Raw genomic sequence first — 11,645 nt, forward strand, 5'->3', positions numbered from 1 at the left:
TAATTTGAAATAGAGGCTTGGCCTCTTAGTAGACGTCACGCTGGTAGCGCTTGTCTTTCTTGAGTGCGTCGATGTATGCCGCTGCGTCGTCTGCTGACTTGCCACCATGCTTAGCAACGATGTCGATAAGTGCTGTGTTCACATCCTTAGCCATGCGCTCAGCATCACCACAGACGTAAAAGTAAGCCCCCGCTTCGAGCCACTTATAAATTTCTTCACCTTGCTCCTGCATCTTGTTCTGCACGTAGACCTTCTCTGGCTGGTCGCGAGAGAACGCTACGTCGAGCTTAGTGAGAGCTCCTGACTTGAGGTGGTCCTGAAGTTCGAGCTGGTAGAGGAAGTCGTAAGTGTAGCGTTGGTCGCCAAAGAAGAGCCAAGTTTCGCCCTTCGCCGCTGTTTCGCCACGTTCTTCGATGAATGCTCGGAATGGAGCGATACCTGTTCCTGGGCCAACCATGATGACGGGCTTGTTAGTATCTTCAGGAAGACGGAAATTCTTGTTCTTGTGCACGTAGACCTGAACCTTCTCACCAGCCTTGGCTGTGTCAGCGATGTAGGTAGAAGCAACTCCCTTGCGAGCCTTGCCGTGACCTTCATAGCGGACAGCTGCCACAGTGAGGTGGACCTCACCTGGATGCGCTTTCGGACTAGATGCGATAGAGTAAAGACGTGGTGGAAGCTTGCGGAGAACGCTCACCAATGCCTGAGCTTCGAGCTTCTGAATTGGGAAAAGTTCGAGAAGATCAACGATCTCACGACCCCATGACCAATTCTTGAATTCAGCTTTCTGTTCGTCGCTGACGATGTTGCCAAGCTCATCGCTCTTTGCGAGAGATTGGTATTTCTTAGCAACTGCACGGGAAAGTCCAGTAATGTCGAGCTTGTATGTCAGAGCCTCTTTGAGCTCGCACTTGTCTTCACCTTTGATTTCCACCTGCTCAGTGCCACTGAGGCCAGACGCGGCGAGGATTGCAGCAACTACGTCATCGGAGTTTACAGGAACCACTGCGAGAGCGTCACCTGCCTCGTAGTCGAGGCCGGAACCTTCGAGGTCGAGCTCGAGGTGGATTGTCTCTTTAGCCGAGCCTTCTCCATTAATGAGTTGGTTGTCGAGCACTTCAGCAGGGAATGGATTCTTACGGCCGTATTCCACTGCTGGAGCAGCTGCTGCGAATTCAAATGCAGGAGCAGCTGCCTCAGCTGTGCCGAATGCTGCGAAAAGTGACTCTTTCCAAGTTGCGTAGGCATCGTCGAAATCAACATCACAGTCGACTCGGTCAGCCACACGCTCAGCACCGAGTGCTGCCAGGCGTGTGTCAAAATCTTTACCAGTCTGGCAGAATTTGTCGTAAGAGGTGTCACCAAGAGCAAGGACTGAGAACTTGAGTCCTTTGAGGTCGAGCTCCGCGTTCATAAATTCTGTGTGGAATGCCACAGCCGCTTCTGGTGGTTCACCGTCGCCCCATGTGGAGATGAGCAGTGCCACATTTTCAAACTTCGCAAGATCCTTTACTGCAATGTCAGCGAGGTTTTTCAGTGCAACCTTGAAGCCTTTTTTCTTGGCTTCTTTAGCTGTCTTATCAGCTAAGGATTCACAGTTACCAGACTCTGTGCCATAGAGCACAGTCAAAGATTTAGAAGCTGCAGCAGGTGCTGCGACTGAGCCACCCTGCGAAGCTGCAAGGAAGCCACTGAGCCAAGCTTTCTGCTCGGGCGTCAAAGTAGGAAGCAATACACTGAGTGCAGTGCGCTGGTTCGGTTCAAAAGGAGCGTGTGATGGGATCATTATTCTTACGAAATTTCCAATACATTACAAAGTTGCTAAGTATTGTTATGTTTACCTGTTCGCAGTTAACACTCGGAAATCTGAACGCGCAAGCTCTTTTAGAAGAAAGATTCTTCTGAGCAAAAGCATGTAATATAGCGGCTTAAAGTGCCGTTAATCAGCAACTCACACCCAAAACTCAGATTGCCAAATGGGCAAACAACTCCCACGTACCACACTGAAACACAGCAACCAGCTAATCCTTTTAGCCTTGATAGTATCCGCTGGCACTTTATCAGCTAGATACCTGCCACCTACAAACAAAGAACTAGATGGCGCTCTTCCTAAACATGAGGCACCTAGTTCAGAGGCTACAATCGCTAGCACTCGCGAAGCCAACACTCGCGCTTTTCAGCGGAGTAAATGCAGTACATCTGCTCGTCTGCATTAGTGAGAGAGCTCCAGTGGGTAAGAATCTCAAAAATCTAAATTATGTCGACACAGCCATCATACCCCTTCTAAGCACTAGAAGGCAGCCACCTTAGACTTCTCGACAACAAAAAGCATGCGGCAGATACCAAAGGACGAAGCCACATCAGCGGTAACTATTTGCAAAGCGAGTGGAGAATATCTCCCATTATTCAGCCTTTGTCACAATTCCTTAGGTCGCTTAATTTAAACAAAAAATCCTAGACTCAACCATTTGGGTTAATTCGATAAATCGGACCAATTAGAAATATGGGAAACGAAACAACAATATTGTAACGATTGAAGGCAATAAATTCGCTATGACTAACGCTCGGAAAGATCTCAGACAAGCAAAGAAAATTATAACACAACCACTCTGTACCACATAAAATAAAAAACCACAAACAATTAGCACATGAGTTATAACAAGTGGCTCCGGCACTTGGGATCGAACCAAGGACCTAGTGATTAACAGTCACCCGCTCTACCGCTGAGCTATGCCGGAACTTATTGCCTTGAGCGCTAGCTCAGTCGACTGCGTGGAAATTGCACTAGTCGTAGGCCTCACGCAAGACAAAACATGCAGTTAAACGCACTTTTTTTAGTGCTCACTCATAGCAATGGCATTGGCTGCGGCGTATTGCTTTGCGTGCGTGAGACTTATCTTCACTGAGACGATTTTATTGTTCTCCATGAAAACCATCCCAGCCCCGCTGAATACAACGCTCGGCTCACCACTTGGGGCTCGGAGGATTGTCATATCGAGCCAAGAAAGCTCTTTTCCGATGCCAGTGCCAAAGGATTTAGCCACCGCTTCTTTCACTGCAAAGCGCGCGGCATAGTTGACGTGTGGCCGTTTTTGGGAATCGCAATACGCGCGCTCTTCAGGCGTGAAGAGCCGATCGAGAAATTTGTCGCCAAACTTCTCGATGGATTCTTCAATTCGATCGATCTCGACGACGTCGATACCTATGCCAAAGATTTGCATGTGATTTATCTGAAGTTAAAGAAGGCTAAGCTAGGGCTTGGCGCACCCAGGGGTGCCGCGGTAGCCCTTCATGAGTTCGGCCATTTCAGCAACGGCCTGCTTGAAACCGACGCGCACGGAACGGGCAACAATCGAGTGCCCGATATTGAATTCCACTAGGTAGGGAACATCGTAGAGATCCACGATGTTGGTGTAGTTGATACCGTGACCTGCATTGACTTGGATACCGAGCTCATGACCTTTTGTGGATGCGGCAATGAGCCGATACACTTCGACCTTGCGCTGCTCACCAAAGGCATTGGCAAAGCAACCAGTGTGTAGTTCTACCATCTCGGCACCAATACGGGCTGATGCTTCGATTTGTGAAATGTCTGGATCAATAAACATGCTGATTTTTATGCCAGCGGCCTGGAGAGTTTTGACGGTAGGCTGGAGGCTATCAAAAAGCCCCGCCACATCGAGTCCACCTTCAGTTGTCACTTCTTCACGGGTTTCTGGAACGAGACAGACAAACTCAGGATTCAGCTTAAGAGCAAGCGCGAGCATTTCAGCCGTGTTTCCCATCTCTAGGTTGATCGGCAGATCGCATTGCTCTTTGACTGCGAAAGCATCTGCATCCTGCATATGGCGTCTGTCGACACGTACGTGGATGGTGATGGAGTCAGCTCCACCAGCTTTAGCGTCTTCCACCACACTCACTGGTGATGGTTCCGCATTTTGTGAGTCAGGTAGCAGCGCATAACGCGCCTGACGGAGAGTAGCAACATGGTCAATATTGACGCCCAAAAGTAAGCTCATGCAATGGATATGCCTCAGCCTCCCTCATCTGTCAAAACCCCTTTGCTACTACTCGATCTCTCGTCGGCAAACCTTCCCTACGATCAACCAAACAATGACTGCGATGACTGTGCCCGCTATGCCATCAATGATGACGTGCTGACGCAGAGCTATGGTCGACCAGATGATTCCCACAATCCAAACAATCACACCAACTTTGGCAACTAAGTTGAAGCGCCTGGATGCACATGCTGCGATGCCAGCCACCACTGAGAGCGCCACATGCAGCGACGGGAACGCATTGCGCGGCTGATCGCAAGTAGCTAGCCAATGGTAATACACTGGGGCATCGGGCAAATGGATTTCCATCCGGGATAGTCCATTAGGTAACAATAAAAAGATCATGTGTGCGACCATGGTCGTCCACCCTATGACATAGAGATAACGGAGGTAGACTGGTCGCTCAATCAAGAGCCCTACAACCGCCAACAACAGATAGAAAGTGTAGTAGAACCAAAGGCTGTGAAAATTGATAGGAATCGCATTGTCAAACGCCGTCGGCTGGAGCCACCAGATCTCGCGGATGGCAAATTGCTGAAGCAATACGTAGGGAGCAAGAATCCAGATCACCAAGATTATGCCAGAGAACCCCCGTCTTAGAAAATTTGTGTAGTATTCGTTCATTATATTAACTAGCTCTCATTGACCAATAATCGTAGCAGGCTCATGACATTATTTCTTCCCAAATCAGAGGAAGCCAGATTCGAAAAAAATGCCTCCCAAGCATCAACATCAAGATGAATATTTTCTAATTGGGAGTGCTCACTCAAGAGAACTAAACAACTCGCTAGAGCTGTCCGTCTATTGCTGTCTATGAATGGATTATTTTCACAAATGAAAAACGAATACGCCGCAGCTAATTCTACACCATCAGAGATGATCGCTTCTCCACTGAAGGTCGCTTTGGGTGACGCAACCGCACTTGCGAGTAGAGCTCGACCCCTTAGACTCAAACCTTCATAATGAGCTAACATCACTTGCTCATGAATCGCTAAAACAGCTCCAGTTGGTAAATGCTTTATCATCTACTGTGAAAGCCGCTCACAAAGCTCGAGATTAGCAGAGAACTCATCAGCTGCAATACTCGCCGCAACCTCTAATTCTATAGCCTCAATATGGGGCAAGAGCATGATTGCCCCACCTTCGCGCACTGTCACATTGAGCTTATCCCCTCCATTGAAACTAGCCAATTCCAGTAATGCAGAATCAAAAATAATCCCGCGAGAATTTTCTACTTTTGTAATCGTTATGGCCATACGTATCACATTTTATTAGATTTAGGGATCGTGTCAACTAAGCCCTTACAGGATAAGGACTAACTAGCACCAGACTACTCAAAGGTTAAAATTAAAAAGGACATGCAACCCATTCGGACGAATCGGAGAAGCTTCCCAGCCAATAGATTGGTGAGAACTCGTGCGATTCATTTTTGAGAAACTTCATAGTACTGGCGCATTGTATTTTTCACGGTGTGAAATTACTTCTTCGTGCTGGAGGAGACGCTTAAGCTCCTCCGCAGTGGTGAAGCATACTCAGCCGCAGGGCGGTGTCGGACCCCGCGCCTTCCCTGAAAACGAGTTGGCTACTTCAATGCACCTCGAACGGCGCCGACCATAATGCCGATGCCACCTACAGAAAAGAGAGCTGGGAACCAGATGGAGTAGCCGGCTGCTTTGGTGTCGTGCGCCAAGATAGCCTGACGTTGCTTACTAGGGTCGGTCGGCTTTACTGGGTTAACGAAACAAACCGTCTGCAGATCTACGGGATATTCCACAAGTAACTGTTTCACCTTATCTGTTGATTTATGCCAGCGTTGACCACGTGGTTTATAAGTTTCTCCTATATTGTCTTCGCCTTCAAATTGGTATTTAAAAGCTACCTCCCAGCGGTACTCTGCCGCAATGTTTACATCTGAGCGCTTGCCAATCTCCGAACGAATGATGAGACACGGAGTCTCCACCCACTCACGCGTGTCGCTGGCATTGCCAAAGCTTTTGGCTAACAGCCAGCAAAATCCTGCACCTAGGAAAAAGAGAAACAAGCCAATACCAAAGAGATAAATGGCGCCTGCTTTAGTTTGTTTTTCCATCGATGATTTTTTGGGAGTTAGTTAGCCTCGTCTTCCTCAGGAGCAGTGGGCAATTGGGCAACTTCATCAAGTAAGTTTACGATTCCCACACCGCGCTCAGCAGATGTGTCTGGGCGGAAAATGAGGATGGGTGTGCAGCGCAAGTTGGTACGCTTGTTGATGAACCTCTGAATCGCACCTTTCTGCTTACTTAGCTTTTCAAGAACAGAAGTCATATTGCCACCGAGTACACTAACAAAGACTTTGCCTTCTCGTAGGTCATCTGTGATTTCCACATCACTAATAGTGACAAGGGCATTTTTAAATTCGAACTCTTTTTGAATGAAGCTACTGATTTCGCGCTTAATGAGTGCGTTGATTTTGTCGAGTCGTTGGGACATAACTTATTTGAAATATGTGATTTGTAATTTCAGATTATCTCCAGCTTAACGCTTGGAGATTAAATACTCAATACCGATGAAAAAAGCCTCGGGCAGATTTCTCCACCCGAGGCTTAAAGAAATTTAGCTTAGAGTTCTTGAGCGAATTTCTCCAAGAGGTAGCACTGAATGATGTCACCTTCTTCGTAGTCATTGAAAGCACCGAGCTTGATTCCACATTCGATACCAGTCTTGACCTCTTTGACTTCGTCCATGAAGCGACGGAGAGTAGACATCTTGCCATCGAAGACAGGGGTTTTACCACGAAGCACACGAGCGTGAGCTGTACGAGTGACTTTACCGTCTTTAATGATACAACCAGCGGCCATGCCCTTGTTGACCTTGAACACCTGCTTCACTTCAGCGTGACCAATGATGGTCTCACGAGTTTCAGGGTCAAGTAGTCCGAGCATAGCATCGCGGACTGTGTCGATAAGTTCGTAGACGATGGAATAAAGTTTGATCTCCACACCTTCGCGCTTAGCTGCTGTGACGGCCTTGCTTTCCACCTTGGTGTTGAAACCAATGACAGTCGCATTGGCTGAGCTAGCGAGGAGGATATCTGACTCAGTAATAGAGCCTGATGCCGCGTGTACGAAACGAGTCTCGACCTTTTTAGATTCGATATCATCGATCGCTCCAGTGATAGCTCCTACGGAGCCCTGGACGTCAGTTTTAAGGATAAGCTGAAGACGCGCCTTTTGCGGTCCACCTTTTGCTAGTGACATGAAGTCGGTCAAGCGGCTCTTCTGAGCCCCCCCCAGACGTGTGTTACGCTTCTCGCCTTGGCGCTCGCTAGAGAGCTTCTTAGCTGCACGCTCATTTTCCATTTCCACGAGTTCGTCGCCGACATTGGGCAGTTCGGAGAATCCAAGAACTTCAACAGGGGTAGCCGGTCCAGCAGCCTTGATTGCCTTACCGTGGTCGTCAAACATGGATTTGATCTTGCCATTGAATGGTCCGCAGATGAATGGCATGCCAGCCTTGAGAGTACCTGACTGAACAATCACTGTTGCAGTTGGCCCTTTACCAGCTTGGACGCGTGCTTCAATCACTGAAGCACGTGCATTCGCACTTGGATTAGCATTCAACTCGAGCACTTCAGCCTGAAGAGCTAGAAGCTCAAGAAGGTCTTCCATTCCATCGCCAGTTTTCGCTGATACGTCGACACATTCGATGTCACCACCGAAATCTACCGGAGTCAGACCGTGTTCCATGAGCTGCGTACGCACACGTGTTGGGTCAGCACCCTGCACGTCACACTTGTTAACTGCTACGATGATTGTCTTCTTAGCCTCCTTAGCGTGATCGATCGCCTCCTTGGTCTGAGGCATGATGCCATCATCAGCAGCAACCACGAGAACAACTATGTCTGTGATGTCTGCTCCACGGGCTCTCATCTGAGAGAAAATTGCGTGCCCAGGTGTGTCGAGTAATGTGATTGGACGACCGAGATCATCCTTCACTCCGTAGGCGCCAATGTGTTGAGTGATTCCACCAGCCTCGCCAGAAGCGATGCGAGATTTGCGCACGTAGTCGAGAAGTGATGTCTTGCCGTGGTCAACGTGCCCCATGAAAGTAATGATTGGAGCACGGAGTTCGAGCTTGTATTCTGGGACATTTTCTTCGGGTTCAGGTTCTACGAAAACTTCTTCCACCTTGTGTACTCCAGCCCCCTTCTCACGCTTCTCGCGCTCAAATTTGAAGCCGTGCTGGGCACAGAGAGTTTCAGCTATGTCTGGTTCGATTGCTTGATGTGGCGCTACGAAAACCTGTAGCTTGATTAGATCAGCCATCAATTGGAATGGCTTGAGGTCCATTGCTTCGGCAAGTTCACTAACAATAACTGGAGGTTTGAGCTGAATCACCTTTTCTCCATTGGAAGCGTCTGCAACTGTTTGTGCTGCTTCAGAGGCAGCAGGGGCCGGAGCGGAGTTAGTCTTCACGAAGTCACCATCATCCTTAGGCTCGTTGAGTTTGGAAATACTTGGCAGCTTTGCATTTCCTGTACCCTTTTTGATCACAGAAGTCTTCTTCTTTCCCTCTTCAGCAAAAATGTCGAGAGCCTCGGCCTTTTTAGTGTCGAGAGTCTTAGCCTTAGGCGTAAGCTTAGATGCTTCTTCACGCTGACGTTCACGGCGTGATGGCTTCTTCGGCTTACTATCGTCTAGCAGGTCGAGGACTTTCTTCTTATCGTTTGTGTTATCTTTCTGATCAGCCATTGACTGTCTTTCGATGTGTGGTTGGTAAAGGCAAGACTGAGCAGTATGCATTCAGTCTTGATAAGGGCGGGCTAGGCGTCAGCGTTTTGCTGAGCTTCTGCTGCTTTATTGAGAATTTCTTGTGCTTGTTCTTCGCTAACATCGATCGCCTGCGCGATGTATTCCGCAGGCATTTGAAGGACGAGCTCGATGGTTGCTCCGCCTGCGCGGAATAGCTTACCTGCGGTGTCATCGTCGATACCGAGTTGGTCGCCCACTCCGTGGGATGCGTCAGACACACGAGCCTCGAACTGCTCTTGCTGGCTCTCATCCTTGCGCACTTGAACATCCCAGCCCATGAGCCGAGATGTGAGACGTGCATTCTGGCCACGACGACCGATTGCTTTAGCCAATTCATCTTCGTCAACGGTAACACTGACTATCTTCTTCTCTTCATCGAGATTAACTGAGCGGAGAACTGCTGGTTTGAGTGCTTCGTGAACAAACTCTTTAGGGTCATCACTCCAACGGATAATGTCCACTTTTTCATTATTGAGTTCACGAACGATATTTTTCACACGTGCGCCACGGAGTCCTACACAGGCACCCACTGGATCAACATTATCATCAGCACTAGATACAGCCACCTTTGTGCGGTAGCCAGCTTCACGTGCAATACCACGAAGCTCAACAGTACGATCTGAGATTTCACTCACTTCAGCCTCAAAGAGGCGGCGAACAAAGTTAGGGTGGCTACGGGAAAGGATGATTTCTGGACCACGTTGCTCGTTTTCAACGGCGACAACGTATGCTCGTATACGGTCACCGATGTTGTACTCTTCAGTAGAAACTCGCTCACGTGAGGACATTTTGCCTTCAAACTTACCAAGGTCTACCCACACATCACTCTTTTCAAAGCGACGAACGGTGCCACTGACTATGTCGCCAGCACGATCCTTGAACTCGTCATAAATCATTTCTTTCTCAGCCTGACGAAGACGCTGCATCATAGTTTGCTTCGCAGTCTGAACAGCAATACGTCCAAAGCCTTTAGGAGTCACATTGAACTCAACCTGACCACCGACCTCCACGTCGGGTTTAATCTTCGTTGCTACAGAAATAACTACTTCGTTCCATTGATCGACTTGCTGACCATCTTGTACAACATTCAGAGTGGCAAAAATAGTCGTATCTCCCTTTTTTGTATCGATGGCAGCACGAAGCTCCTCGATGCGCTCTGAGCCATGTACCATCTTACGGTAAGCTGAGAGAAAGGCGAACTGAAGTGCGGCAAGGACCTTATCGCGGTCGATGCCTTTTTCCTTCTCATAATAGTCAATGAGGGCGACGATATCGTTTGTCATGTCTGAGTTATGTCTGAAAGTTTATCCGCATTAGAGGTGAGATCCTGATACAAAAAAGAGTGGGTATAATCACCCACTCCTTCCTCGCGGCTGAAGTTGTCTGTAACTCGATTATCATAGATAACCTAACTTGCAAGACTAATCTCGATCGCCACATAGCCCTTTAGATCGTTATACATCTCCTATATTCGCCCATATAAATCTACTCAAGACACACCTCTCACCCCATTTACTAAAAAAAGCTAAAAAGATCCTTGTCAATTTCTCTCAATCAGATCTATTCTCTTTTCGCCCGACCGGCAATCAGTTTTTCATTAATGCGCAGATAGCTCAGTTGGTAGAGCAGTTGGCTTTTAACCAATTGGTCCTGGGTTCGAATCCCAGTCTGCGTACTTCTACTAAAAACGACCGACTAGTAATAGTCGGTCTTTTTTGTGTTAGATTTAATGTGTGCACCATTCACCTTAAGCTTCCCCAAAACCCTAGGCAGGGGGTGTCCTAATTCAGCACAATGAACCAAGGTCAAACTATGAAACGTAATCACACAATACACAGCGAAGAATTCAAACGTAAAGTTCTCCACTACTCCAGAGAAACTCTATGAGTAATACTCAAACCTGCAAAGAGTTGGCATTAGGCCTGCCACAGCAACTTCGTCCGCCGAGCTAGCCGACGAGGTTCGTCGACAACCTAAAGAACTCACAAGTCGCATAAGCGGGAAGAAATCTTAAAGAGGGCTGAGCTCATGTTGGGTAACGACTCTCAAGATGGCATGAGCTAATAATCGACTCAAGGAAGAAACCAAAGCTATTCAGAGTCAGAACTTTACGCCACTTTTGGTGCATAACACTCTGTCCAACTTATCTCCGATGCGGTTCCCAGAGCTACATTCCAACATTGAAAAAGCAGCCTAACTAAACTATCTCATAACCAAGGCAGCCACTTTACGAAATGCGTGGAAAGCTCACCTCAGCTGCTACCGTTGCGATCATATTCACTCTCTCCTTTTTAGCTATTCTCTCTCGCACTGAAGTCCTCCCTCAGGATTCAAAGCCTCTACCGACCTGATCTTGTTTACACACACCGGTCTCATCGCCCCAATGTATCTAAGTACCTTCCTCATGCGCTTTCTTCTCTATTCTAGGGTTCTCTCCAGTGAGCTCTCTGGGGACACGCCTTGAGCGACGTTGGTAGGAGCATTTAACTGGCTTCTGAGGCGTAAATCTCCATTGGTTAATATGATGACCACCCCTTAGTATCGGCATATCGACCTTGAACAAATGAAATGTTAACAGCCAACTGCAGCTCGCGCCCATAGCGCAAATTTGAACTATAGTTGGTCACGCTTGCTAATAATCAAGCAGCACCGCCCCCTCTTCTGCTACTCGCGCTCCAAGTAGCCCCCTGAACCTGTAAGCGTTCCTCATGATTTGACTTGAGGACTGCAGAGCCACCTGAGAGCCACAATATATATAAAATTCATAGATTTTATTATGGTTAGCTCCTTCAATTGG

10 protein-coding genes and 2 tRNA genes are annotated in these 11,645 nt (G+C 48.0%); 1 reads left to right on the forward strand and 11 read right to left on the reverse strand.

Annotated features, from left to right (window positions below):
* Positions 1-25 precede the first annotated feature (25 nt).
* From ABGY95_RS05540 to nusA, 11 genes are all read right to left on the reverse strand, one after another.
* The gene (locus tag ABGY95_RS05540) at positions 26-1,786 is read right to left on the reverse strand and encodes an assimilatory sulfite reductase (NADPH) flavoprotein subunit (protein ID WP_347440703.1); all 1,761 of its coding nucleotides are present in this window, start codon (positions 1,784-1,786) and stop codon (positions 26-28) included.
* A gap of 877 nt (positions 1,787-2,663) precedes the next feature.
* Positions 2,664-2,738: transfer RNA gene (locus ABGY95_RS05545), tRNA-Asn, on the reverse strand.
* A gap of 96 nt (positions 2,739-2,834) precedes the next feature.
* On the reverse strand, positions 2,835-3,221 hold the full coding sequence (gene acpS / locus ABGY95_RS05550) for a holo-ACP synthase (protein ID WP_347440704.1): 387 nt from the start codon (positions 3,219-3,221) through the stop codon (positions 2,835-2,837).
* A gap of 30 nt (positions 3,222-3,251) precedes the next feature.
* Positions 3,252-4,019: a pyridoxine 5'-phosphate synthase gene (locus tag ABGY95_RS05555; RefSeq protein WP_347440705.1), complete on the reverse strand. Its 768-nt coding sequence runs from the start codon at positions 4,017-4,019 to the stop codon at positions 3,252-3,254.
* 48 nt (positions 4,020-4,067) lie between these two features.
* Complete coding sequence (locus ABGY95_RS05560) at positions 4,068-4,682, reverse strand: phosphatase PAP2 family protein (RefSeq protein ID WP_347440706.1); 615 nt, start codon at positions 4,680-4,682, stop codon at positions 4,068-4,070.
* A gap of 8 nt (positions 4,683-4,690) precedes the next feature.
* Positions 4,691-5,083, reverse strand: coding sequence for a Fic family protein (locus ABGY95_RS05565; RefSeq protein ID WP_347440707.1), 393 nt, complete (start codon positions 5,081-5,083; stop codon positions 4,691-4,693).
* Positions 5,084-5,314, reverse strand: coding sequence for a hypothetical protein (locus tag ABGY95_RS05570; RefSeq protein WP_347440708.1), 231 nt, complete (start codon positions 5,312-5,314; stop codon positions 5,084-5,086).
* 326 nt (positions 5,315-5,640) lie between these two features.
* Entirely contained in the window at positions 5,641-6,147 is a 507-nt protein-coding gene (locus ABGY95_RS05575; protein ID WP_347440709.1) for a DUF3592 domain-containing protein, read from the reverse strand.
* Between the two features lie 17 nt (positions 6,148-6,164).
* Positions 6,165-6,527: a 30S ribosome-binding factor RbfA gene (gene rbfA, locus ABGY95_RS05580; RefSeq protein WP_347440710.1), complete on the reverse strand. Its 363-nt coding sequence runs from the start codon at positions 6,525-6,527 to the stop codon at positions 6,165-6,167.
* Between the two features lie 128 nt (positions 6,528-6,655).
* The gene (infB, locus tag ABGY95_RS05585; protein ID WP_347440711.1) at positions 6,656-8,788 is read right to left on the reverse strand and encodes a translation initiation factor IF-2; all 2,133 of its coding nucleotides are present in this window, start codon (positions 8,786-8,788) and stop codon (positions 6,656-6,658) included.
* Between the two features lie 71 nt (positions 8,789-8,859).
* Complete coding sequence (gene nusA, locus ABGY95_RS05590) at positions 8,860-10,131, reverse strand: transcription termination factor NusA (RefSeq protein WP_347440712.1); 1,272 nt, start codon at positions 10,129-10,131, stop codon at positions 8,860-8,862.
* Positions 10,132-10,450: 319 nt separating this feature from the next.
* Between nusA and ABGY95_RS05595 the strand changes: the two genes are divergently transcribed.
* Positions 10,451-10,523, forward strand: a tRNA-Lys gene (locus tag ABGY95_RS05595).
* Positions 10,524-11,645 lie beyond the last annotated feature (1,122 nt).

Origin of the sequence: Rubritalea sp. (assembly GCF_039830215.1) — a bacterium.
Taxonomy (GTDB): domain Bacteria; phylum Verrucomicrobiota; class Verrucomicrobiia; order Verrucomicrobiales; family Akkermansiaceae; genus Rubritalea.

Bases quoted from the DNA above. Each gene is read 5' to 3' on its own strand.
- ABGY95_RS05555 (WP_347440705.1), bottom strand. From the start codon at position 4,019: ATGAGCTTACTTTTGGGCGTCAATATTGACCATGTTGCTACTCTCCGT.
- ABGY95_RS05540 (WP_347440703.1), bottom strand. From the start codon at position 1,786: ATGATCCCATCACACGCTCCTTTTGAACCGAACCAGCGCACTGCACTC.
- ABGY95_RS05575 (WP_347440709.1), bottom strand. From the start codon at position 6,147: ATGGAAAAACAAACTAAAGCAGGCGCCATTTATCTCTTTGGTATTGGC.
- ABGY95_RS05570 (WP_347440708.1), bottom strand. From the start codon at position 5,314: ATGGCCATAACGATTACAAAAGTAGAAAATTCTCGCGGGATTATTTTT.
- acpS (WP_347440704.1), bottom strand. From the start codon at position 3,221: ATGCAAATCTTTGGCATAGGTATCGACGTCGTCGAGATCGATCGAATT.
- ABGY95_RS05560 (WP_347440706.1), bottom strand. From the start codon at position 4,682: ATGAACGAATACTACACAAATTTTCTAAGACGGGGGTTCTCTGGCATA.
- rbfA (WP_347440710.1), bottom strand. From the start codon at position 6,527: ATGTCCCAACGACTCGACAAAATCAACGCACTCATTAAGCGCGAAATC.
- ABGY95_RS05565 (WP_347440707.1), bottom strand. From the start codon at position 5,083: ATGATAAAGCATTTACCAACTGGAGCTGTTTTAGCGATTCATGAGCAA.
- nusA (WP_347440712.1), bottom strand. From the start codon at position 10,131: ATGACAAACGATATCGTCGCCCTCATTGACTATTATGAGAAGGAAAAA.
- infB (WP_347440711.1), bottom strand. From the start codon at position 8,788: ATGGCTGATCAGAAAGATAACACAAACGATAAGAAGAAAGTCCTCGAC.